Source organism: Candidatus Pseudomonas phytovorans (assembly GCA_029202525.1).
Lineage (GTDB): Bacteria > Pseudomonadota > Gammaproteobacteria > Pseudomonadales > Pseudomonadaceae > Aquipseudomonas > Aquipseudomonas phytovorans.
Map to the genome: position 1 here is coordinate 4,084,502 of CP119325.1, position 23,136 is coordinate 4,107,637.

A 23,136-nucleotide genomic window follows, 5' to 3' on the forward strand; every position below is an offset into this window, starting at 1 on the left:
GGCTTTTGGTTACCAGCCTTGTAGCAAACCGCTTTCCCTTCCCCGGCCTGTTATCATCCAGCACAGATGCATGACGATTTAATGGCAAAAGGGAAGTTTTTGTGAAGAACCTGTCAGACCACCCACGTACCCGGCTTGCCGCGTTGGCAACCCTGGTGCTGGTGATCCCACTGGGTACGCGCGCCATGCTGGGCTGGTCCAACCCGCTCGGTTACCTGTCCGACCTCGCCCTCGGCAGCCTGCTGATAATGCTGCTGCACCGTCGGCCATGGTGGCTGGCCCTGCCCGTACTGCTGGCCTGGGCAGCCCTGTGGGTGGCTTCGGCCGAACTGGTAAGCGCGGTGGGCCGGTTGCCCACCAGCGCCGACCTGACGTACCTGGTCGACCCGCAATTCATGGAGAATTCGACCGGTGGCGGCCTGGCCCACGCCTGGCTGCCCTTGACCCTGGGTGCCGGCCTGCTGGCCTGGCTGGCCACCGTCTGGCGCAGCCGTGCGCGGCGCAGCATGCCGCTGCCGCGCAAGGCCTGGGCCATTCCGGTGCTGCTGTTTGGTGCCCATTGGGGTAGCCAGCAGCTGGCACCTACCGACGCCGACCAGTGGCGGCAATACAACCTCACCCACCAACTGATGTCGGCCGGGGTCGGTACCCTGGAGCGCACAGTCGAAGGCTGGATGGGCCATACGCAAACCTTCACGCCGCTGGCCAGCAGTGGCCTGACCCAATCCGACCTGCACGGGCAGCGGCTGCTGGCCGGGCCAGGCAGCGCACGAAACCTGCTGGTCATCACTGTGGAAGGTATCCCCGGGGCCTACCTGCGGCCCAACCGCCAAGCCCTGCACAGCCGCTTCGATGAAGACCTGATGCCCAAGGTCAGCCAATGGGCCGAGCGCGGCATGAACACCCCGGACTATGTGCTGCATACCCACCAGACCATCCGCGGCCTGTACGCGATGCTGTGTGGTGATTACGACAAGCTGGCCAATGGCACGCCAAAGGGCGTAGAGCTGCTGACCCAGAACGAACGCAACCAGGCCTGCCTGCCAGCGCAACTGCGCCAGGCTGGTTTTACCACCCACTACCTGCAAGGTGCCGGCCTGCGTTTCATGGCCAAGGACCGCATCATGCCGCATATCGGTTTTGACTCGGTGCATGGCCTGGAGTGGTTCCGCAACAAGAACTATCTGGACTTCCCCTGGGGCAAGGATGACCGGGCCTTCTTCGAAGGTGCGCTGGATTACGTTGGCCAGTTGCAGAAACAGGACAAGCCTTGGATGCTGACCCTGCTGACCGTGGGTACCCATCAGCCGTACTCCGCGCCCGCCGAGTACCTTGAGCGCTATGACACGCCGAAACAGGCAGCGGTCGCCTACCTGGACGACGCGCTCGGGGCCTTCCTCGACAACCTCGAACGCCAGGGCGTGCTGAAGGACACCCTGGTGGTAGTGACCTCTGACGAGTCCCATGGTATCGACGGCGTGCGCCTGGCTTCGTCCTGGGGCTTTAACCTCACCCTGGCACCGGAGCAGGCGCAGTTGCCGTCTATCAAACGCGGCACCTACGGCCATATCGACCTGGCCACCTCCGTGCTCGACTACTTTGCGCTGCCTATTCCCATGGCGCTTGGCGGTCGCTCGCTGTACCGCGACTACGACACGGGCCGCGAGATGATTTCCTACACCAACGGCATGCTGCGCTACCACGATGGCCAGGGCGTCTTCACCGAGTGTGACTTCCAGCAACGTTGCCGCCGTTACGCCAGCGAGGGCTTCATTGCCGACCAGGCCCGCTACCTGGGCCCGGGTGACAGCCTGCTCGGCCAGCAGATCGGCGCGCTGGCGGGCGTGCTCGACCAGTCACTGCTGCAAACCCCGCTCAATCTGCGTTACCAGTTTGGCGGCCCTTCGCCGATCAAATTGCGCAAGCGCATTCACGATGACTGGGCCGACAACCTGATCGGTGCCCAGTACCTGGAAATGCCGGAAGGCTCGCATACCCGAGTGCGAGTGAAGGTACGCTCGCTGGACCCCAAACGTGTAGCCTTCATCCAGCTCAAGGCCAAACAACTGGAACAGGACGTACCGCTGGGCTTGCCGGCTGAAGTCAAAGTCACCGCCGACGAACCCCTGGAAATGGAGTTCAGCTTCGACAACCCGACCGAACGCAAAGCGTTTTCCTTCCACTTGCTAGGTTACGGCGGCGGCAAGGTGGAAGTCAGCGACTTCAGCGTGATCACCGCACTGCCCGGCGAGGATGACGCGGCGGATGAACTGACCGAAGGGCATATCGCCCATTCCGGCTGAGCGGCTTACCGCTCATCGCCCGGCCACCGGCGCCTGTCGATTCGACCTGAGCGTGCTCGACTAGTGTGTGAATCCCACAATGTGGAGACAGCACCATGAGCACAAGCGAAAGCAGGCACCCGGTGGTTTCCCGTAGCCAGTGGCTGGCGGCCCGTCAGCAACTGTGGCTGCACGAAAAAGCCTTTACCCACCACCGCGACGCGCTGGCAGCAGCCCGTCGCGCCCTGCCCTGGGTCAAGGTCGAGCACGATTATCGGTTCCAGGGGCCGGACGGCCCACTGAGCCTGGCTGACCTGTTTGCGGGGCGCAGCCAGTTGTTGCTTTACCATTTCATGTTCGTCGAGGGCTGGAGCGAGGGCTGCCCCGGTTGCTCGTTCCTGGCCGACCATTTTGACGGAGCCAACCTGCACCTGGCTCACCACGATGTGTCACTGGCGGCGGTATCGCGGGCGCCGTATGCCGAGTTCCAGGCGTTCCGTCGGCGCATGGGCTGGCAGTTCCCCTGGTACTCGTCACACGGCAGCGGTTTCAACGAAAACTTTGGCGTCAGTGTCGGCAGCGAAGGCCAGCGGCAGTACAACTATGAACCGTATGACGGCAGCGAGAGTGAGCTGCCTGGTTTGAGCGCGTTCTACCGCGAAGCGGACGGCAGCGTGTATCACACCTACTCAACCTATGCCCGCGGGTTGGACATACTGGTCAATACCTACAATTTCCTCGACATTGCGCCACTGGGGCGTAACGAAAGCGGGACCATGGACTGGGTGCGGCACCATGACCGCTATAAAGAGCAGCCAGATAAACCTGACTGCTGCCACAAATGACGGATCCCAGCACGATACCCAGTGGGAGCGGGTTTACCCGCTCCCACAATAACCGCGCCACGGCCCAGCCAGCACTCGATCCATCACATCAGCCGCGTATACCCAGCATCCCGCGCTCGACGATAAAGTCGATCACCGCCTGCAACCCTTCACCCTTCTTCAGGTTGCTGAAGGTCCACGGCCGCTGCGGCCGCATGCGCTGGGTATCGCGCTCCATCACTTCCAATGAAGCTCCTACATAAGGCGCCAGGTCGGTCTTGTTGATCACCAGGAAGTCCGACTTGGTAATGCCTGGGCCGCCCTTGCGCGGAATCTTCTCGCCTTCGGCCACATCGATCACGTAGATGGTCAGGTCGGCCAGCTCCGGGCTGAATGTGGCGCTGAGGTTGTCACCGCCACTTTCGACAAAGATCACCTCCAGGTTGCCAAACTTGCGTGCCAGCGCCTCGACGGCAGCCAGGTTCATCGAGGCGTCTTCGCGAATCGCCGTATGCGGGCAGCCACCGGTTTCCACGCCCACAATCCGGTCCGGCTCCAGCGCGCCGGCCTCGGTGAGGATGCGCTGGTCTTCCTTGGTGTAGATGTCATTGGTCACCACGGCGATCTGGTAGTGGTCGCGCATGGCCTTGCACAACGCTTCCAGCAGTGCAGTCTTGCCAGAGCCGACCGGGCCACCGACACCGATGCGCAGGGGTTGTTGATAGCTTTGCATGAAGGCAGTCCTCAGGAACGGAACAAACGGGTGTATTGGGTTTCGTGACGCGATGAGGCAATGGCCAGCAACGGCAGGCCGCCACCAAGCTGGTCATCGCCCAGGGACAATGCCAGGTCGAGGGCTTCGGGCAACCCGGTGCCCAGGTCGCGCAGCAAGGTCTGGGCTGCCTGCTGGCCGAATGGCACCAGCTTGACCCCGGCCATCACCGCCCCCTCCAGCCAGGCAAAGCCGTAGCCAAGGGCCAGCAGGCGCAGCGGGATTGCCCAATGCACAGCCAGCCAGGCCATCGCGCCCAGTTGAGTCAATTCAAGGCTGGCGCGCCAGGCCGGGGCCTGGCCCAATTGCCAGCCGTCAAGCAGCCGCGCCAATGCCGCGCCACGTTGCTGCTCTTCCAGGCGCAGCTCGGCGGTTTCGCGGTTGGCCAACAGAAAGCGGCTCCAGTGGCCGAACGCCTCGGCATCTGCGGCCTGGCAAGCGCGGTACAGGCGTGCCAGCACCGGCCAGTCGAGGCAGGCCAAGGTGTCCTCGACCTGCTCGCGCTGCCAGGCCGCGAAGCCGTCCGCGCCCTTTACCCAGCCCGCCTCGACAGCCCACTCCAGGCCTTGCGAGTAGGTAAAACCACCCACCGGCAAGCCGGGGCTGGCCAGCTGCAGCAGGCGCAGCAACGCCAGGTCGCTGTCCATCAACCGGCCAGCACCAGCGCGGCGCCGGCCAGCAAGCCACCGCCAAAGGCCTTCTGCAGGCCACTGTGTCGGCGCAACAGGCAACCGACCGCAAAACCTGCCGCCAGCAGCAGCCCGCTGACCGTGACAAACCCTGCACTGAACTGCCAGAACGCGCTTGGTGTGGCTTCCACACCATGGGCCCAGCCGTGGAACAGGGCAAACACGGGCATGGCCATGGCCAGCAGCAGCTGCCGGCTCGGCAGCAACACGGCCCCGGCCGCCACCAGCACCGACAGGGCGATCAAGGTCTCCATGCCCAGCACGTCACCGAACAGGTGGCCACACACCGCCCCGCCAAACATTGCCGCCAAGGTGGCCAGAGGCAGCGTCAGGTTGCGCCGGGTCAATGCCGCGAGCACACCGGTGCCGAGCAGCATCAACAGGTGGTCCAGGCCGGTCAGTGGGTGCAGCAGGCCGTCATGCAGCGGGTTGCTGTCATGGCCAGGGTGGGCGAAGGCTGGCAGGGCCAGCATCAGCAGAAACAGGGCAAACGTCTTTTTCATAGGGTGCTCCAAGGGAGTTCAGGAATGGGCAGGCACGCGCACGAACGGGTGATCGTGGCCGTGGGCATGGCTGTGGCCATGCGGCGCGCTCTGGTAGGCGCCCGCTTCAGGCTCGAACGGTGCCTGTTCGGCTTCTACCGTCAGGCCCAGACCCCGCAGCATGTCGTCCAGCACATGGTCGTGCTGGAAGCGCAACAGGCCCGGTTCGATTTGCAGGGGCACATGGCGGTTACCCAGGTGGTAAGCCGCGCGGGCCAGCAGGTGCGGGTCGGCGCAGCGCACCGTCGACACTGTCTCGGGCGCGGCCAGCACGCGGATCAGCTGGTTGCCTTCGGCATCGGCAAGCAGCTCTCCGCCACGCAACAGGCGGCCGCGCTCCAGCATGAGCCCGGCCTCGCGCCCATCGTCCAGGGTTACCCGCAGGCGGCTCTTGATGCGGCTGTCCACGTCCAGGGTGACGGTGCCGCTTACAGCCAGCGTGCCGGGGTCGGTGATACGGCGGTTCAGGACAATCATCGGTGCTCCTTCAAAACAGGAAGTAACGCTGTGCCAGCGGCAGTTCGCTGGCGGGCTCGCAGACCAGCAATTCGCCGTTGGCACGCACCTGGTAGGTCTGCGCATCAACTTCGATCAGCGGCTGCAGGGTGTTGTGGACCATGTCTGGTTTGCGCACCCGACGGCAGCCATTGACCACGCCAATCAGGCTGCGCAGGTTCAGTTCTTCGGCCAGGCCACGGTCCATTGCCGCCTGGGGCAGGAACGTCATGCGTGTGGCGTGTCGCGCAGCACCGAGCGCGCCGAACATTGGCCGGTAGTGCACCGGCTGCGGCGTGGGGATGGAACCGTTGATGTCGCCCATGGGCGCGGTGACAATCATTCCACCCTTGATCACCAAGGCCGGCTTGACCGCGAAGAACGCCGGCGACCACAGCACCAGGTCAGCCAGCTTGCCCGGCTCTACCGAGCCCACTTCGTGGCCAATACCATGGGTCAGCGCCGGGTTGATGGTGTACTTGGCGATGTAGCGCTTGACCCGGAAGTTGTCGCTGTAGGCGGTGTCTGGCGCCAAAGGCCCACGGCGCAGTTTCATCTGGTGGGCAACCTGCCAGGTGCGCAGCACCACTTCGCCGACCCGGCCCATGGCCTGGGAGTCGGACGAGGTCATAGCAAAGGCACCCATGTCGTGAAGGATGTCCTCGGCGGCGATGGTTTCACGGCGGATGCGCGATTCGGCAAAGGCCACGTCCTCGGCGATGCTCGGGTCCAGGTGATGGCAGACCATGAGCATGTCCAGGTGCTCGTCCACGGTGTTGACCGTGTATGGCAGCGTCGGGTTGGTCGAGGATGGCAGCACGTTGGCCTGCCCCGCCGCGCGGATGATGTCCGGTGCGTGGCCACCGCCGGCCCCTTCGGTGTGGAAGGTATGGATGGTCCGGTCGCCGATGGCCGCCAAGGTGTCTTCGATGCAACCGGACTCGTTGAGGGTGTCGGTATGGATCGCCACCTGGATGTCCATTTCCTCGGCAACGCCAAGGCAGCAGTCGATCGCCGCCGGAGTCGAGCCCCAGTCCTCATGCAGCTTGAGGCCCACCGCACCGGCCGCGATCTGCTCACGCAGCGCGTCAGGCCGCGAGGCATTGCCCTTGCCCAGCAAACCGATGTTGATCGGCAGGCTGTCGGCAGCCTGCAGCATGCGCGCGAGGTACCAGGGGCCGGGCGTGCAAGTGGTGGCATTGGTGCCGGTCGCCGGCCCGGTGCCGCCGCCGATGAAGGTCGTGACGCCGCTGTTCAGTGCTTCGTCCACCTGCTGCGGGCAGATGAAGTGGATGTGCGAATCAACACCACCGGCGGTGACGATCTTGCCTTCGGCCGCGATCACTTCAGTGCCGGGGCCTACCGGTACGTTGACGCCCGGCTGTACATCCGGGTTACCGGCCTTGCCGATCACCGCGATACGCCCGTGCTTGATGCCGATGTCGGCCTTGACGATCCCCCAGTGGTCGATGATCAGGGCGTTGGTCAGCACCAGGTCCATGGCCTCGGCGGCCAGCATCTGGCCCTGCCCCATACCGTCGCGAATGACCTTGCCGCCGCCGAACTTCACCTCCTCACCGTAGATGGTGTAGTCCTTCTCCACCTCTACCCACAGCGCCGTGTCAGCCAGCCGCACGCGGTCGCCCACGGTGGGCCCGAACATGTCGGCGTAGGCCTGGCGGGAAATACGGCTCATGACCTGCCCTCCAGCGGGCCCATCACCTTGCCCTGGAAGCCATAAACCTCACGCTTGCCGGCGTAGGCCACCAATTGCACCGTGCGCGCCTGGCCAGGCTCGAAACGCACGGCGGTGCCAGCCGGGATATCCAGGCGAAAGCCCAGGCTCGGGGCACGGTCGAACACCAACGCGTCGTTGACTTCGTAGAAGTGGTAGTGCGAGCCGACCTGCACCGGCCGGTCGCCGTGGTTGGCCACACTGACACTGACCGTTTCACGGCCACTGTTCAATTCGATGTCGCCAGCGGCGACCTGGATTTCACCTGGGATCATGCGGGGCTCCGGGGCGGTTTCAGACAATAGGGTCATGCACGGTCACAAGCTTGGTGCCATCCGGGAAGGTCGCTTCGACCTGCACGTCGTGGAGCATTTCGGCAATGCCAGGCATTACCTGCTCGCGGGTCAGCACTTCGCGCCCCTGGCTCATCAGCTCGGCAACGGTGCGCCCATCGCGGGCGCCTTCCAGCACGGCAGCACTGATCAGCGCCACGGCCTCCGGGTAGTTGAGCTTCAGGCCACGGGCCAGGCGCCGCTCCGCCAGCAACGCGGCGGTAAACAGCAGCAGTTTGTCTTTCTCTCTTGGGGTCAGCTCCATGGCGCTCTCTCAGGTAGCCCAGATTCGCGGTGGGCAGGCGGGCAGGCCAAGCACGGCCGGGCGCAGCACATGCCAAAGGCGTTGCAGGGTGCGTTGCAGGTGTTGGTTGTCATGGTCAAGCACACGGATAACCAGCAACGACCCCAGCAAGGTCGCGCCGGCCGGGTTGGCCAGTTCATCGAGCAGTGGGCGAACCTGCTCCAGCACTGCCTGGTCGGCAGGTGCCGCACAGAACGTAGCGAGCAGCGGGTAGCCGCCGAGCTTGTCCAGGCGCCCGCCTTCGATACGCAGGCGTTCATGCAGGCCGACTTCGTCGGGTAGTTCAATGTGCAAACGGCTGTCCAGGGCGCCCTGATCGAAACGCTCGTTCATGACAGGGCGCCCCAGGCACAGGGTTTCCCAGGCCAGCAGGCGCGCCCCGGGTTCGAGGGTGAAACGGCTGTGCAGGCTGGCGCGTGCCCCAGAAAAGAAGATGCTGTCTTGCGGCAGCCATTCCAGGGTGCTGCCGGCGGCCAGCTGAAAACGCTGGGTCAGCCGTGCAGTCGGGCCAATGCTGCGGTAGAACTTGCTGGCACCAGGCATGGTCAGCAGCGCATGGCTGCCGGGTTCCAGGTGTATATCCAGATCAAGGCGGTCGCCGGCAACGATGCCACCCGGCGGGTGCAGCACATAGACATGGCACGGTGCACCTTCCGGGTAGAAGGGCCGCTGCACCAAAAGAGGTCCGAAATGCCGACGCGCACCAAGGCGGGTCACATCGTCGCGCCTGACAAAGCGCAACTGCAGGTGGGCGCTCCAGCCTGCATCGTCTTGTTGTTGTTCGATCTGCTCCGCGAGCGACATCCTGCGGCCCCTGAAATCCGTGGCCTGCTGGCCGTTTAGAGGGTCTGGCACACGCGGCAGCTAGCGCTGCGTGGCCTGACCACTCGATCAAATTCGCAGGCTGGATATAGCAGGTTGCGGGCCAACTCCGCAGGTGAAGGCAGATGAAACGTGAGGCATGGCCGCTCTGGCATCGGGCATACGCAGCGATGGCGCACAACGCGGGGGCATGTGCCGGCCCTGTTTCGGTGCCGGCACACGTGCAGAATGGGGCTGCTTTGCAGCCCTTCGCGGGCACGCCCGCTCCCACAGGCTAGTCACTGCCTGCAGGCCTGCGCTGTACCTGTGGGAGCGGGCGTGCCCGCGAAGGGCCGCAAAGCGGCCCCAAGCTATCAAAAATCAGTAATCGAAGCGGTCCACCGCTCGCCGGCGTTCGTTGTCGTCGCGCCGGTCATAAATGGCGGTGGTCTGGATATTGGCGTGGTGCGCCAGCTTCTGTGCAATCGACAGGTCGTGCTCTTCGATCACCCGGGTGATGAACGCCCGGCGGAAGTCATGCGGCATGATTTTCACCCCCACTTGCGCGCCGCGCTGGCGGGCAATGTAGTAGATCGCATGCTTGGTGATGCGGGCCCGGGTGATGTGGCTACCGCGACGGATGCGGTTGAACAGGAACAGGTCGTCTTCTGCCCCTGCCGGCAGGTCCTGACGGCGCAAGTCCAGCCACGCCTGCAGCTTCTCGAACGCCCATGGCGGAGCGTACTTGATCAGCTGGTGGTTGCCCTTGCCCACCACTTGCAGGCTGCGCGCCTGGAAATCGACCTGGGCCAGGTCGATGTCCACCGACTCCGACTTGCGCATGCCGGTGCCGTACAGCAAGGCGATGATCGCCGCGTCGCGTACCCCCTGCGGCCTCGGGTCAGAGGCGCACACATCCATCAGTTCGCGAATCAGGCTGCGGCGCAGGTTGCGCCCTGGCGGCAGGCGGCTGCCGGTGGCCGGTTTGACCTCACGAATGCGCAACAACTGCTCATGGTCGATCAGGCCCTGGCGCCAGGCCTCGTTCATCACCCCGCGAATCGCGTTGACGTACAGCGACGAACTGTTGGGCGCGTAACCGTCGGCACGCAGGGCCGACACCAGGGCGATCACGTGGCCGGGCTCTAGCCGATGCCAAGGCACGTCGACGAGATTGCAGTCGACAAAGCCCAGCCGGTCGGCGGCGTCCTGAAGGATGTAGCGCATGGTTTGCTGGCTGGAGGGGGCCAGGCGGGCCATGTACTGCAGCAGCGGATTTTTCGGGAGATCGGACAAAACGTGAATCCTGTAGCGAAGCGCGCGGAACAGTGCCATCACCTTGATATTCAAGGGCTTTGCAAATGGCACGGTTCGTGATCTTACCCCAATTGAGGCCTACAGAACGAACCGCAATAGCCAGCCGATCGTCGGTCTGCTTCAGGATTAGACCAAGTCCTTCGGCCACCACTCCGGGAACATCTGCTGCACCCGAGGCTCAGCGAAACGTTCGTCAATCAGTACCAGTACACCACGGTCCTGGTCACCGCGGATAACCCGGCCTGCCGCCTGGATCACCTTGCGCACACCCGGGTAGAGATAAGCGTAATCGAAACCCGCACCAAACTGCCGCCCCAGGCGCTGCTTGAGCTGCTCGTTCACCGGGTTGACCTGGGGCAGCCCGAGGGTGGCGACAAACGCACCGACCAGCCGCGTACCCGGCAGGTCCACGCCTTCGCCGAACGCGCCGCCCAATACGGCGAAGCCAACGCCACAGCCGTCGGTGACAAAACGGTCGAGAAATCCTTGGCGGGCCGCCTCGTCCATCCCCGGTGCCTGGGCCCACAGGGGAATCTGCCCATGCCGCTCGGCCAGCAACCCGGCCACCTGCTGCAGGTATTCAAAGCTGCTGAAGAACGCCAGGTAGTTACCCGGCATGCGCTCATACTGCTGGGCAATCAGCTCGACAATCGGTGCCAGAGAGGCGTGGCGCTGCTGGTAACGGGTGGACACCTGGCTGGCAATCCGCACCTCCAGCTGCTCTGCGCGAAACGGCGCAGCCACCTCCAGCCAGGCGGTATCGGCCGGCATGCCCAGCAGGTCGCTGTAGAAGTGCCGCGGGCTCAACGTGGCGGAAAAAAGCGTCACACTGCGCGCTGCCTGCATGCGTGGGGCCAACAGGCGCGCCGGGGTGACATTGCGCAGGCACAGGGTCGCCAGCCGGCGCTTGCGCGGGCCCTGGCGCTGGCTGATGTCGAACAGGAAGTGCTCGTCGAACAGCTCGGCAACGCGGCTGAACTGCAAAGCCTGATAGAAGAACTGCAACACCTGCGGGTCCATGTGCGCGGGCGCCTGGTTCATCTGTTCCTGAATCAGCCCGATGCACTGCTGCAGGGCGCGCAACAACCCTTCGGGCAGCGACTCGCTGGCCTGGTAGGGCGCACGCTGCTCTTTGTACAGCGCATTCCACTGCCGGTTAAGGCGGTCCAGCGCACTGACCAGCCCAGGCGGTTTGCTCTGGCGCAGGGCCTGCAATTGCCCCTGGTCAAGGCTTGCGCTGTACATGCCGCGCCCTCGCTCCACCAGGTTATGCGCTTCGTCCACCAGCACCGCAACGCGCCACTGGTTGAGCTGGGTGAGACCGAACAGCAAGGCATGCGCATCGAAGTAGTAGTTGTAGTCGGCGACCAGCACGTCGACCCAACGCGCCATCTCCTGGCCCAGGTAATACGGGCATACCTGGTGGGTCAAGGCCACTTCGCGCAGGTTGGCACGGTCGAGCAACGGCAATGCTGCCGCAGCCTCACGCGCTGCCGGCAAGCGGTCGTAGAAGCCGGCGGCCAATGGGCAGGACTCCCCATGGCAGGCCTTGTCCGGGTATTCACAGGCTTTGTCGCGGGCGATCAACTCCAGTGTGCGCAAAGCAGGTTGCGCCGTGGCATCGGTGATCTGGCGCATGGCATCGAGGGCCAGCGCCCGGCCCGGGGTCTTGGCGGTGAGAAAGAACAGCTTGTCCAGCTGCTGCGGCACCATGGCTTTGAGTAGCGGGAACAGGGTACCGAGGGTCTTGCCAATACCGGTGCTGGCCTGGGCCATCAGGCAACGCCCGGTGCTTACCGCTTTGTACAAGGTCTCGGCCAACTGCCGCTGGCCCTGGCGGAACTGTGGGTAAGGAAAGCCCAGCGCCTGCAGGCCCTGGTCACGTTCGGCCAGACGGCGTTGCTGGAATTGGGCCCAGCCCAGAAAACGCCGACACTGGGTTTCGAAGAAGGCCTGCAATTCGGCGGCCGTATGATGTTCACTCAACAGCGTCTGCTCGTCGCTGTCCACGTCCAGGTACACCAGCGCCACCTCGATGGCCGGCAGTTGTCGTGCCTGGCACATCAGCCAGCCATAAACCTTGGCCTGCGCCCAGTGCAACTGACGGTGATTGGCCGGCTGACGTGCCAGATCGCCGCGGTGGGTCTTGATCTCTTCCAGGCGATTGCTGCCGGGGTCATAACCGTCGGCACGGCCCCGCACCCTGAGGGTTTCAAACTGACCTTCAAGGGTGATTTCCGACTCGTAGCCCGCAGCACGCCGCGCCACTACCCGCTGATGCCCTTCGATGCCTTCCTGAGCAGTGGGTGACGGGGTGAAGCGCAGGTCCAGATCGCCGACCTTGGCGCTGAACTCGCACAAAGCACGCACCGCCACGCTGTAGCTCAAGCCGTTTCACCCCAGCGCACATGGCACACTGCAACGGGCAGGCCGTGTTGGTTGCAGAATTCCAGCCAGCGCAGCTGGTTGTCCTGCAGGCGGTCACCGGGCCCCTTGACTTCGACCATGCGATAACGGCCCTGCTCGGGCCAGAACTGGATCAGGTCAGGCATGCCTGCGCGGTTGCTGCGAATGTCCTGCAACAGGCGAAGGAAACACTGTTTCAGCTGGGCAGCCGGCAAACAAGCCAAAGCCTGTTCCAGCAGGTCCTCGCTGAGCATCGACCAGAACACGAATGGCGACTGGAGGCCCTGCTTGCCCTTGTAGCAGTCGAGAATCGCCTGGCGATGGCTGCCATCGTCGAGCCGCCCCAGGCAGAGATCGAACAGCGCACTGCGCCGTTGCTGGAAGTCACTGTCGTGCAGGTCTTGTGGCGCAGCCTGGAACGGGTTGAAGAAGGCGCCGGGCACAGGGGCGAAAATGGCCTCCCAGCACAACAGGCCAAACAGGCTGTTGAACAACGTGTTTTCAACGTAATGCGCCTGGCCACCTTCTTGCGCCAGGTATTGACGCACGGCTTCTTCCACACCCAGCGCAGCATGCTCGCGGGGCAGTTCGAGCTCGATCAGCTCCAGCGGCGTGGCACGCTGGCGTCGCTGTGGTGGGCCGCCGAGCTTGCGCGCCAGGCGTGGCAGCATGCGCTCCAGAGCTTGTACTTCCAGCGCATTGGCCGGTGCCGCAGCCAGCTGCAGCGCCAGCGCGTGGGCCTGGGGCCACTGCTCACTGCGCTCGAGCACCCGCACCTGGCGAATGCGCGCCTGGGCATGGCTGCACTGGCCGTACACCTCCATGGCCAGGCCCCAGTCACCCAGGCGCTCGCATTGTTGGCCCAGGGCGAACTGCAGGCGCGCATGGCGCCGGGCCAGCCACGGGTTGTCACTGTGCAGGCCCTGCAGGGTCGCGAGGATCGACACCGGGTCACCGCCCTGCTCCAGGCGCTCGGCGCACTGGTGCAACGCCATGGCCAGGTCGACATCGTCACGTTGGTGCAAGGCCCGGGAATCCGTGCTGAACGGCACCTGCTCGTAGCGCAACAGGCCAAGGTCGGCGAGCACGAAGTCTGACCAGTCCTGGTAAAGGTTGCCAAAGAACAACAGGCGCATGCGGTCGCACAGGGGCTGCAGGCACCACTGCAGAATGCGCACCTCGCTGTCGGGAAACCATTCGGCCAGCGACCGGGCCGCCAGTTCCAGGGGCTGCAACTGGGCCAACAACTCATGCTTGGCAGCACGCGGGCGGCTCAGTTGCCGGGCGAAGCAGCGGGCGAGTTCATCCTTGCGCAACAAGGCGAACAGTTGCTCCAGCTCCAGTTGCTCGGGTTCCCGCACCCAGCCCAGGGCCTGCAACGGCTGCAGCGCCAACGCGGTGTCGCCGATTTCGGCGTAGTCGAGCCGGTCGCTGCGAAACAACTCGCCTTTGCGCATGACCATGCGCACCATCAAGGCCTGGGCTGGCGCTTGCAGTTGGCTGAAGGCACGGATGAAAACCAGTGCCTGTTCATCGAGCAGGTCCTGGTAGCGCTGTTCGACCCACAGTACTACCTGGCGGAAGTTGTGCAGGTAGTAGAACGGGTCGTCGACGGAATGGGCGATCACTGGCTGAGGTCAGATGGCGGTAAAGGCACTGTTTATACATACAGATAACTGCGCCTGACAAGAGCCGTGGGTCAGCTCGATACTTTAGGAGCGGGTTTACCCGCGAACACCGGCAAAGCCGGTGCCATGCATCGCGTCGCCTTCTTCGCGGGCTCCCCCGCTCCCACAGGGGGGCCAAACGCCCCCAGGATTCATGCCTGCTCAGTAGCTGCAGTCATCTCACCCGCCTCGACCTTGGCGCTGCCGATCGGCGCCTGCAGCAGCAGGAAGTACGCCACCGCCGAGCATAACGCCACCCCCGCACTGATCATGAACGCCGTGGTGAACGAGCCCGAGTACTGGATGCTGAAGCCGGTCGCGATCGGCGCCACGGAGCCGGCAATGTAGCCGCCGAAGTTCTGGATCGAGCCAAACGAGGCCACGCGCGGGCTGTCTACGATGGTGTTGACGATCATCCAGGCAGTGGCGCTGGCCATATTGATGCTGAACAGTGCCAGGCACAGCAGGATGACGCAGCCGGTCAAGCCGGTGACGAATGACAGCGGCAAGGTGAACAGCGCCGCCAGCACCAGCCCGGTGATCACGCTGAACTTGCGGCTGCCGAGCACGGTCATGCCGCCCTTCACCAGCCTGTCGCAGAAGCGCCCGGCAACGATGGTACCCGCTGCACCAAAACCATAGGCCAGCGACACTACCCAGGCGGTCTTGTACAGGTCCAGGCCGTGTTCACGCTCGAAGTAACCCGGCAACCAGGTCAGGTGCAGCCACAGCATGTAGATCACACCCATGAAGCCCAGCACCGCACCCCAGGTGCTGCGGTGCTTGAACAGGTCGAGCCAGCCGGCGAAGTACGAGGCCTTCGGCGCGTGCGCAGGGGCCGCCGGTACCTTGTGTTCACTTGGCAGCGGCTTGCCTTCGGCTGCCAGTTCCGCCAGGTACCGCGCCTTGCTCTTGTAGAACGTCAGCCAGCACACCGCCAGCACCACACCGATCACGCCGGTAATGATGAACATGCCGCGCCAGCCGAAGTTGACCATGAACAGCGTCAGCAACGGCGGCGCCAGGCACGGGCCAAGGCAGGTCGATGACCACACCACACCGGTCGGCGTGCCGCGTTCGTTGGCATCGACCCACTCCGACAGGGCTTTGGCCGCCGACGGGAACATAGGCGCCTCGCCAATCCCCAGCAGCACCCGCAGGCCCATGAAACCGGCAAAACTGTTGACCATGCCGAACGCCGCCTGGGCCACCGACCAACCCAGCAGCGAGGCGCCGAGGGCGACCTTGCTGCCCAGGCGGTCGATTATCATGCCCATTGGCAACTGGGCAAAGGCATAGGCAATGGAAAAGGCCGACAACAGAATGCCCATCTGCGACGGGCTGATCATCATGTCTTTCTGGATGGAGGTGTTGGCGATCGACAGCGCACTACGGTCCAGGTAGTTGACGATGCCGATCAGCAGCAGGAACACAACGGTGATGCGCTGGTACTTCTTCATAGGGTTCATGTGTCGACCTTTATTATTATTGTTGCCGCGCTGTCAGCGCTCTGGCGATCCATCGATGATGCTGCGCCCCTCCCTTGCGCAGCGTTTTGCTCAGGGCTGGCGTGCGGTGGCTGCGACCTCCAGCAGACCACGCCGGCCAAGGTTGTCGATCAGCGCCCGCAGCCCAAACGCCCATTGCGGCGCCTGGTCGCTGGTGGTCACGCGGTTGCACAGGGTACCCAGTAGCGGGTTGCTTATGGTTACCACGTCGCCCGGCTTGTGCGTAAAGCCATTGCCTGGCTGGTCCCGGTCCTGCTTGGGGGCAAACAGGGTGCCGAGGAACAGCACCATGCCGTCCGGGTACTGATGGTTTTCGTTGAGGGTTTGCTGCACAAGGTCTTGCGGGTCGCGGCTGATCTGGCGCATGGAACTGCGGCCAGACAGGACGAAACCGTCCTCGCCTTCAACGCGCAGGTCCACTTCGGCGTTGCGCACATCGTCGAGGCCGAAGCTTTCGTCAAACAGCCGCAGCAGCGGGCCCAGTGCGGTGGAGGCATTGTTGTCCTTGGCCTTGGACAGCAGCAAGGCGCTGCGCCCTTCGAAGTCGCGCAAGTTCACGTCGTTGCCGAGCATGGCGCCCTTGATGCTGCCATCGCTCGACACCGCCAGCACCACTTCCGGCTCCGGGTTGTTCCAGCTGGACTTGGGGTGGATACCGATATCGGCACCGTGGCCAACCGCGGACAGCGGCTGGGCCTTGGTGAACACTTCGGCATCCGGGCCAATGCCCACCTCCAGGTATTGCGACCACAGCCCCTGCTCTACCAGCACCTTGCGCAGCGCTTCGGCCTGGGCCGAGCCGGGCACAATCTGCGACAGGTCAGCGCCAATTCGGCTGGCCAGGGTGTCACGGATGGCGTCGGCCTTGGCCGGGTCACCCTTGGCCTGCTCTTCCACTACACGTTCGAGCAAACTGGTGGCAAAGGTCACACCAGCGGCCTTCACCGCCTGCAGGTCGATGGGCGCCAGCAGCCATGGCTGACGCGGGTCGCGCTGGGCGGGGTCGCTGTTCTCCAGCAATACCGATAACGCAACCAGCGGTTCGGCCAGCGGCAGGGCGCGCAGATAGGCCACCGGGTCGGTCACTTCCAGCAGAGCCGAAACAGTCGCCACGTGGGTGCTGATATCGTACACGGCGCCTGCCTTCACCAGCACCACCGCCGGCCCCTGGTCTGCCAGCCAGACCCGCCCTACCCAGCTGCCGCTTTCGAACACACTGGCATCCTGGCTCAGCGGCAGCGGTTGATTGGCGTTTGATCGATCAGTCATCTGAATACCCTTACTGTGCATCATTGGGAAAGTGCCGGCAGTTGTAGTTGGTCGGCCAGGCGATCAAGCTCGGCCACCAGCGGTGGCGAGAGGCTCACGCCCTGCTCCAGGGCCTGGCGGCGCAGGGCAAGGCCAGCCTGCCCAGGCAAGCGCACCGGGCGCTCGGGGTCGAGCGGGCGGCTGGCGAGTACCATTCGGCCCAGGAAGCTGGTTTCGTCGGTGAGCGCTTGCAGGCCGCCGAAGAAGCGCGGGTCGATGACCATGGCAGTGGCCGAGGCACCCCACTGCTCAGGTGCATCCTTGCGCCCATGACCGGCCAGGCCCGAAGTCAGGGCCTCCACCAGCAGCGCCAGGGCGAAGCCTTTGTGGCCAAAGCCCTGGCCACCGAGCGGCAGGATGCTGCCTTGCGGGCGGGTAAAGAAATCGCCAGGGTCGTCGCTCAGTTGCCCGTCATTGCTCACCAGTACCGGATGCGCCAAACGGCTGCCGGCATCGCGGCATTGGCCAACCAGCCCGAGGGTAACGGTGGACATGCTCACGTCCAGCAAGATCGGCTCGCCTTGGGTCGGGATGCCAGCCGCAATCGGGTTCGGTGTGTAGATCGGGTCGATGCCGCCATGGGCACAGACCAGCCCTACCGAGGGGTCCGACGAGTAGACCATGGCCACCAGGCCCTGGTCGGTATAGGGTTTGAGATAGGCTGCCAGGCAGCCAATGTGTGAAGCACGGCGCACCACCGCAATGCCGATGCCCTGCGCAGTCGCACCTTTTGCCGCACAGTCCAGGGCACGGCTGACGCAATAAGGCCCCAACAGGTAATGGCCATCGAACAGGCTGGAGATGCCACTGTCCGACACCTGCTCCAGCGCCCGTGCACGGGCCTTGACCTTTCCTTCCAGCATGCCGCCGATGTAGCGGCTGACCAGGTTCAGGCCGTGGGTGCGGTGCCCGAGCAGTTCACCTTCGAGCAGTACTCGGGTCACCACCTGGGCGACCTCGGCGTCGGCACCGGCTTTTTCGAACAGCTGCTCGACAAAGGTGGTGAGCGCTTGCACGGTGTAATGTGTGGTTTGGGTCATTGTTGTTTTCTCGTAAGCGGTACGGGAGCGGTCAATCAGGTCACTGCGCCGATCTGCCAGGGCACAAACTCGTTCTGGCCATACCCGTGCTGTTCGCTCTTGCTGCGTTCTCCTGAAGCAATACACAGCATCTGTTCGAAGATGTACGCGCCACGCTCCTCGATACTGGTGGAACCGTCGGCAATGCCGCCGCAATTGACGTCCATGTCCTCTTGCTGGTGTTCGAACACACGGTTGTTGGTGGCCAGCTTGATCGACGGTGCCGGGGCACAGCCGTAAGCCGAGCCGCGCCCGGTGGTGAAGGCGATCAGGGTTGCCCCGCCGGCCACCTGGCCAGTGGCCGAGACCGGGTCGTAGCCGGGGGTGTCCATGAACACCAGGCCCTGGGCACGCACGGCTTCGGCGTACTGGTACACATCGACCAGGTTGCTGGAGCCCGCCTTGGCCACGGCACCCAGAGACTTTTCAAGGATGGTGGTCAGGCCCCCGGCCTTGTTGCCGGCCGAAGGGTTGTTATTCAGTTCAGCGTTCATGCGCTGGCAGTAGTCTTCCCACCAGCGGATGCGCGCCACCAGTTTTTCGCCGACCTCTCGGCTGACCGCGCGACGGGTCAGCAAATGCTCGGCACCATAGATTTCCGGGGTCTCGGACAGAATCGCGGTACCACCGGCCGCCACCAGGCGATCTACGGCGTTGCCCAGTGCCGGGTTGGCGGTAATGCCGGAGTAGCCATCGGAGCCGCCGCATTGCAGGCCGACTACCAGATGCCGTGCGCTGACCGGTTGGCGCTGCACATGGTTGGCCTCGGCCAGCAGGCTCTTGACCTGCTCGATGCCGGCAGCGATGGTTTTCGAGGTGCCGCCGATGCCCTGTATGGTGAAGGCGCGTAGCTGCGCACTGGCTTGCAGGCCCTGGGTTTCCAGCAGGCTCTCGATCTGGTTGGTTTCGCAGCCCAGCCCAATGATCAGTACAGCAGCAAAGTTGGGGTGCACGGCGTACCCGGCCAGGGTGCGGCGCAGCAGGCCAAGAGCTTCGCCGCTGGGGTCCACAGCGCAGCCAGCACCGTGGGTCAAGGCCACCACGCCGTCGATATTCGGGTAGTCGGCAAGCACCTCAGGGTGTATATCACGGCGAAAATGGTCCGCCACCGCCCGGGCCACGGTCGCCGAGCAGTTCACCGAGGTGAGAATGCCAATGTAGTTTCGGGTGGCAACCCGCCCATCGGCGCGCACGATGCCCTGGAACTGCGCTTCGCTGCCAGGCTGGCTGCGCGTGTCGACACCAAAGGCATAGTCACGGGCAAAATCACCCATCTGTACGTTGTGCACATGCACGTGATCACCGGCATCAATGGCCTGCGACGCGAAACCGATAATTTGCCCATAACGGCGCAACGGCTGGCCCGGTTCCACACGTTCGGTTGCGAGCTTGTGGCCCGAGGGAATCGGCTGGCGCACGGTAATCGCCTGGGCATCCAGATGCAGGCCTTGCGGCAAGGCCTGGCGGGCGATAAGCACGTTGTCCAGCGGGTTGAGGCGGATGACGGCAAGGTCACCGGACTTGGCAATCAGTTGCATGGGACCTCTCAGGGCGGTGCGGCTGGCTTCTTGTTATGGCTGTTGCCACTGTAAGAAGCCTTGCGCTGCATTCCCAATGAGATGATCCGATCAAGCGATAACCTGGCGTTATCGCAACCTGGTTTCGATGTGCGATTTTCAATTGCCTGTAAGACCGACAGGGCTGCGAAGCGGCCCGCGTTTTCTAACCCTGCACTGTCCTGCGAGTCTGCGCACCCTCCAGCAGGATCTCGACAAACGCCCGGGCCGAAGCGCTCAGCGGTTCATCCTTGCGGGTGACCACGCCATACTCCAGCGCCGGTACATGCAACGAGCTGCGCAGCTCCTTGAACTGCCCGCTGGCCAACTGCGCGGCAACCATCGAGCGCGGCAACATGGCAATCATCGGCGCCGATTGCAGCAGTTGCAGGAACATCGGCATGGAGATGGTTTCCACGCTGTCCACAGGCGTGGCAATACCGGCTACCCGAAACGCCTGCTCCAGGCGATTGCGGATCGGCGTGCCCACCGGGTACAGCACCCATGGCCAATCGCCCAACGCTTCAAGCGGCGTGCTGTCCAGCTGGTTGAGCGGGTGTTCGCTGTTGACCACCAGGCTGAACGGTTCGGGCTCCAGAGGCTGGAAGTCGAACAGCTGGCTGAAGCGCTCTTCGGTGAAGCGGCCAATCATGATGTCCAGCTTGTTCTGCTCAAGCATGGTCAGCAGGTGGTCACTGGAGTGCTCCACCACTTCGATCGACAGCAGCGGGCTGCGCGCCTTGATCGCAGCGATGGCCTGCGGCAGTACCAGTGCCGTAGCGGCAAAGATCCCGCCAACGCGGATAAAGCCGTGCCCGCCGTTGCGCAGGCGGTTGACCTGATCGACGAACTGCTGCGACTCGGCCAACGCATTCTGGGCGTAACGCACTACGTACTCACCCAGTTCAGTCGGCGGCATGCTGCGTGGCAGGCGCTCGAACAGTGCGAAGCCGAACTGCTCCTCAAGGTCACGCAGCATCTTGCTCAGGGCCGGCTGGCTGAGGTTCATGCGCGTGGCAGTGGCATGCATGTTACGCGTGCGTGCCAACGTATCGATCAGCACCAGGTGCTTGTAGCGGATCCAGTTGCAAAAGCTGGAATGTGTCATGTCCGGCGGCATCAACGCAGGGCCTCAAACAGGAGAAAGTTGTTGTGCCCGCAGGTAGCGCAGCAAGGTATCGAGGGCAACCGAGTTGGGCCGCGAACGCAAGGTCAGCACGCCCAGGTTGGCCATGGTAAGCGGCAGCTCTACCGGCAGCACGGCAACCATGCCATAGCGGGCATAATGCTCGGCCACGTCATTGGGTACCACCGCTATCATTTCGGAAGCTTCGAGCATGGCCGTGGTGGCCAGGATCGACGCGGTTTCAACGATGTCCAGTGACTGCACCATGCCCCCGGCCTGCAGCGCACTTTCAACCCGGCGGCGCATCGGGCTACCGATGGGGTGCAAGATCCAGGTCAGGGCCACCAGGTCGGCCAACTGCAACCCGGTCGCCGCTGCCAAAGGGTGCCCCGCGCGGGCGATCACGCGCATCTGCTCACCGCCTTCAAACAGTTCGATGTTCAGGTCCTGGCTGTCGCTCTGGTCTGGCAGGCGGCCTACGACCATGTCGAAGTCGCCGCGCAGCAGTGCGGGCAGCAAGGTATCGCTGGTACCCACTTCCAGCGAGATACGGACCTTGGGGTGGTCACGCTTGTAAGCCAGTACCGCCTTGGTCAGCACCCCCGGTACCGGGCCCATGACACTGCCCACCCGCACCAGGCCCAACGCTCCGCGCGCCAGTTCGGCGATTTGTGCCTGGGCATGCTCGAACTCATGCAGCGCGTTCTGCGCATAGCGGATCATCACCTCGCCGTACAGCGTTGCTTGCATCCCCCGCGGCAAGCGCTCGAACAATCGCACGCCCAGGCGTTCCTCAAGCTGCTGCAGCAACAGGCTGGCTGCCGGTTGCGTGGTGTGCATCGCCGCAGCAGCGCGGCGCAGGTTGCCGAACTCGCCCAGGGCATTGAGCAGCGTGATCTGGCGGCTGGAGATCTTCAATGCGCCAAGGCTGGCAGGCGCCTGGGTAGTGTCGAGTGGCAAGCGAGACATATCGAATCCGGTATCGCTGATTAAGAATTGGCGATTATGCCTGTATCGCTCGACAACCTACAGTCAGGTCTCCCAGCGCTTGAGCAGAACAAGAGTCGACCATGAGCATACGTATTACCCACCTGAGCGTTCGCGACATTCGTTTTCCTACCTCGCTGTCGCTGGATGGCTCCGACGCCATGAACAGCGCACCTGACTATTCGGCAGCCTACGTGGTGCTGCACACCGACGCTGGGGCCCTCGAGGGCCACGGCCTGACGTTCACCATTGGCCGCGGCAACGAGATCTGCGCAGCAGCGGTGCAGTCGCTGGCACCCTTGATCGTCGGCCTTAGCCTTGAAGAGATCACCGCCGACATGGGCGGTTTCTGGCACCGTTTTACCGTCAGCGACAGCCAACTGCGCTGGCTGGGCCCGGAGAAAGGCGTGATCCACCTGGCCACGGCGGCCATCATCAACGCAGTGTGGGACCTTTGGGCCAAGCACGAAGGCAAACCGGTGTGGAAACTGCTGGCCGACATGACGCCTGAACAGTTGGTAGGCTGCCTGGACTTCAGCTACGTGACCGACGTGCTTACCCCCGAGGAAGCCATCGCCCTGCTGCGCCGCCAGGCCCCGGGCAAGGCCAAGCGTGAGGCGCAGATGCTGCGTGAAGGTTACCCCGGCTATACCACCGCGCCAGGCTGGTTGGGTTACAGCGAAGAGAAAATGCGCAAACTGGCCCGCGAGGCCGTGGAAGATGGCTGGACCCACATCAAGCAGAAGATCGGTGCCGACCTGGAAGAAGACATCCGCCGCGCCAGCATCCTGCGCGACGAAATCGGCTGGGAGCGCACCCTGATGATGGATGCCAATCAGGTATGGGGCGTGGAGGAGTCGGTCGCCAACATGCGCCGCCTGGCCGCCTTCGAACCGCTGTGGATCGAAGAACCGACCAGCCCGGACGACATCCTCGGCCACGCCACCATTCGCCAGCGCATCGCGCCGATCGGTGTTGCCACCGGTGAACATTGCCACAACCGGGTCATGTTCAAGCAGATGTTCCAGGCCGGTGCGCTGGATTTCTGCCAGCTGGACGCCGCGCGCCTGGGTGGCCTGAACGAGGTGCTGATCGTGCTGCTGATGGCGGCCAAATATGACGTGCCGGTGTGCCCGCACGGCGGCGGCGTCGGGCTGTGCGAATATGTGCAGAACATCGCCCTGTTCGACTACATCGCAGTGTCTGCCTCGCTGCACAACCGGGTACTGGAGTACGTCGACCACCTGCATGAGCACTTCATCGACCCGGTGGTGATCCGCCGTGGGCGCTACATGCCACCGCAACGCCCAGGCTACAGCATCGAAATGCATGCCGAGACCCTGGAGCGCTATCAGTACCCCAACGGCGCAGTGTGGCTCGATATCAACCGTTCCTGACCAACAGGC

20 protein-coding genes are annotated in these 23,136 nt (G+C 63.8%); 3 read left to right on the forward strand and 17 right to left on the reverse strand.

Annotated elements, in window-relative coordinates:
* The first annotated feature begins 101 nt into the window (after positions 1 to 101).
* Both P0Y58_17995 and P0Y58_18000 read left to right on the forward strand, forming a co-directional pair.
* Entirely contained in the window at positions 102 to 2,303 is a 2,202-nt protein-coding gene (locus tag P0Y58_17995; GenBank protein WEK28798.1) for an LTA synthase family protein, read from the forward strand.
* A 95-nt stretch (positions 2,304 to 2,398) separates the two neighbouring features.
* Complete coding sequence (locus tag P0Y58_18000) at positions 2,399 to 3,127, forward strand: thioredoxin family protein (protein ID WEK28799.1); 729 nt, start codon at positions 2,399 to 2,401, stop codon at positions 3,125 to 3,127.
* 88 nt (positions 3,128 to 3,215) lie between these two features.
* Here the strand turns inward: P0Y58_18000 and ureG are convergent, their stop codons facing one another.
* The 17 genes from ureG to P0Y58_18085 all read right to left on the reverse strand — a co-directional run bounded on the left by ureG (position 3,216) and on the right by P0Y58_18085 (position 21,712).
* On the reverse strand, positions 3,216 to 3,839 hold the full coding sequence (gene ureG, locus P0Y58_18005; GenBank protein WEK28800.1) for an urease accessory protein UreG: 624 nt from the start codon (positions 3,837 to 3,839) through the stop codon (positions 3,216 to 3,218).
* An 11-nt stretch (positions 3,840 to 3,850) separates the two neighbouring features.
* A complete protein-coding gene (locus P0Y58_18010; GenBank protein WEK28801.1) occupies positions 3,851 to 4,525 on the reverse strand; it encodes an urease accessory UreF family protein in 675 nt (224 codons plus the stop codon).
* Entirely contained in the window at positions 4,525 to 5,070 is a 546-nt protein-coding gene (locus P0Y58_18015) for a HupE/UreJ family protein (GenBank protein ID WEK28802.1), read from the reverse strand. The genes P0Y58_18010 and P0Y58_18015 overlap by 1 nt, the downstream gene beginning before the upstream one ends.
* An 18-nt stretch (positions 5,071 to 5,088) precedes the next feature.
* Positions 5,089 to 5,586, reverse strand: a complete 498-nt coding sequence (ureE, locus tag P0Y58_18020) for an urease accessory protein UreE (protein WEK28803.1) — start codon at positions 5,584 to 5,586, stop codon at positions 5,089 to 5,091.
* Between the two features lie 10 nt (positions 5,587 to 5,596).
* Positions 5,597 to 7,300, reverse strand: a complete 1,704-nt coding sequence (gene ureC, locus P0Y58_18025; GenBank protein ID WEK28804.1) for an urease subunit alpha — start codon at positions 7,298 to 7,300, stop codon at positions 5,597 to 5,599.
* The gene (locus P0Y58_18030; GenBank protein ID WEK28805.1) at positions 7,297 to 7,614 is read right to left on the reverse strand and encodes an urease subunit beta; all 318 of its coding nucleotides are present in this window, start codon (positions 7,612 to 7,614) and stop codon (positions 7,297 to 7,299) included. The genes ureC and P0Y58_18030 overlap by 4 nt, the downstream gene beginning before the upstream one ends.
* A gap of 19 nt (positions 7,615 to 7,633) precedes the next feature.
* Positions 7,634 to 7,936, reverse strand: a complete 303-nt coding sequence (locus tag P0Y58_18035; protein WEK28806.1) for an urease subunit gamma — start codon at positions 7,934 to 7,936, stop codon at positions 7,634 to 7,636.
* A gap of 9 nt (positions 7,937 to 7,945) precedes the next feature.
* Complete coding sequence (locus tag P0Y58_18040; protein ID WEK28807.1) at positions 7,946 to 8,779, reverse strand: urease accessory protein UreD; 834 nt, start codon at positions 8,777 to 8,779, stop codon at positions 7,946 to 7,948.
* Between the two features lie 378 nt (positions 8,780 to 9,157).
* Entirely contained in the window at positions 9,158 to 10,072 is a 915-nt protein-coding gene (locus P0Y58_18045) for a tyrosine-type recombinase/integrase (GenBank protein ID WEK28808.1), read from the reverse strand.
* A 147-nt stretch (positions 10,073 to 10,219) separates the two neighbouring features.
* On the reverse strand, positions 10,220 to 12,481 hold the full coding sequence (locus tag P0Y58_18050) for an ATP-dependent DNA helicase (GenBank protein ID WEK28809.1): 2,262 nt from the start codon (positions 12,479 to 12,481) through the stop codon (positions 10,220 to 10,222).
* Positions 12,478 to 14,127, reverse strand: coding sequence for a VRR-NUC domain-containing protein (locus tag P0Y58_18055; protein WEK28810.1), 1,650 nt, complete (start codon positions 14,125 to 14,127; stop codon positions 12,478 to 12,480). The genes P0Y58_18050 and P0Y58_18055 overlap by 4 nt, the downstream gene beginning before the upstream one ends.
* Positions 14,128 to 14,318: 191 nt before the next feature.
* On the reverse strand, positions 14,319 to 15,626 hold the full coding sequence (locus P0Y58_18060) for an MFS transporter (protein ID WEK33351.1): 1,308 nt from the start codon (positions 15,624 to 15,626) through the stop codon (positions 14,319 to 14,321).
* Between the two features lie 99 nt (positions 15,627 to 15,725).
* Complete coding sequence (locus tag P0Y58_18065) at positions 15,726 to 16,943, reverse strand: fumarylacetoacetate hydrolase family protein (GenBank protein ID WEK28811.1); 1,218 nt, start codon at positions 16,941 to 16,943, stop codon at positions 15,726 to 15,728.
* A 20-nt stretch (positions 16,944 to 16,963) separates the two neighbouring features.
* Positions 16,964 to 18,022, reverse strand: coding sequence for an Ldh family oxidoreductase (locus P0Y58_18070; protein WEK28812.1), 1,059 nt, complete (start codon positions 18,020 to 18,022; stop codon positions 16,964 to 16,966).
* A gap of 35 nt (positions 18,023 to 18,057) precedes the next feature.
* A complete protein-coding gene (locus tag P0Y58_18075; protein ID WEK28813.1) occupies positions 18,058 to 19,599 on the reverse strand; it encodes an altronate dehydratase family protein in 1,542 nt (513 codons plus the stop codon).
* 184 nt (positions 19,600 to 19,783) lie between these two features.
* A complete protein-coding gene (locus P0Y58_18080; protein ID WEK28814.1) occupies positions 19,784 to 20,737 on the reverse strand; it encodes a LysR family transcriptional regulator in 954 nt (317 codons plus the stop codon).
* Between the two features lie 12 nt (positions 20,738 to 20,749).
* Entirely contained in the window at positions 20,750 to 21,712 is a 963-nt protein-coding gene (locus P0Y58_18085; GenBank protein ID WEK28815.1) for a LysR family transcriptional regulator, read from the reverse strand.
* A gap of 101 nt (positions 21,713 to 21,813) precedes the next feature.
* On the opposite strand from P0Y58_18085, the gene P0Y58_18090 reads away from it, so the two are divergent.
* Entirely contained in the window at positions 21,814 to 23,127 is a 1,314-nt protein-coding gene (locus P0Y58_18090; protein ID WEK28816.1) for an L-fuconate dehydratase, read from the forward strand.
* Positions 23,128 to 23,136 lie beyond the last annotated feature (9 nt).

Coding starts and splice junctions, on each gene's coding strand:
- P0Y58_18000 (WEK28799.1), top strand. CDS start 2,399: ATGAGCACAAGCGAAAGCAGGCACCCGGTGGTTTCCCGTAGCCAGTGG.
- ureG (WEK28800.1), bottom strand. CDS start 3,839: ATGCAAAGCTATCAACAACCCCTGCGCATCGGTGTCGGTGGCCCGGTC.
- P0Y58_18010 (WEK28801.1), bottom strand. CDS start 4,525: ATGGACAGCGACCTGGCGTTGCTGCGCCTGCTGCAGCTGGCCAGCCCC.
- P0Y58_18015 (WEK28802.1), bottom strand. CDS start 5,070: ATGAAAAAGACGTTTGCCCTGTTTCTGCTGATGCTGGCCCTGCCAGCC.
- ureE (WEK28803.1), bottom strand. CDS start 5,586: ATGATTGTCCTGAACCGCCGTATCACCGACCCCGGCACGCTGGCTGTA.
- ureC (WEK28804.1), bottom strand. CDS start 7,300: ATGAGCCGTATTTCCCGCCAGGCCTACGCCGACATGTTCGGGCCCACC.
- P0Y58_18030 (WEK28805.1), bottom strand. CDS start 7,614: ATGATCCCAGGTGAAATCCAGGTCGCCGCTGGCGACATCGAATTGAAC.
- P0Y58_18035 (WEK28806.1), bottom strand. CDS start 7,936: ATGGAGCTGACCCCAAGAGAGAAAGACAAACTGCTGCTGTTTACCGCC.
- P0Y58_18040 (WEK28807.1), bottom strand. CDS start 8,779: ATGTCGCTCGCGGAGCAGATCGAACAACAACAAGACGATGCAGGCTGG.
- P0Y58_18060 (WEK33351.1), bottom strand. CDS start 15,626: ATGAAGAAGTACCAGCGCATCACCGTTGTGTTCCTGCTGCTGATCGGC.
- P0Y58_18065 (WEK28811.1), bottom strand. CDS start 16,943: ATGACTGATCGATCAAACGCCAATCAACCGCTGCCGCTGAGCCAGGAT.
- P0Y58_18070 (WEK28812.1), bottom strand. CDS start 18,022: ATGACCCAAACCACACATTACACCGTGCAAGCGCTCACCACCTTTGTC.
- P0Y58_18075 (WEK28813.1), bottom strand. CDS start 19,599: ATGCAACTGATTGCCAAGTCCGGTGACCTTGCCGTCATCCGCCTCAAC.
- P0Y58_18080 (WEK28814.1), bottom strand. CDS start 20,737: ATGCCGCCGGACATGACACATTCCAGCTTTTGCAACTGGATCCGCTAC.
- P0Y58_18085 (WEK28815.1), bottom strand. CDS start 21,712: ATGTCTCGCTTGCCACTCGACACTACCCAGGCGCCTGCCAGCCTTGGC.
- P0Y58_18090 (WEK28816.1), top strand. CDS start 21,814: ATGAGCATACGTATTACCCACCTGAGCGTTCGCGACATTCGTTTTCCT.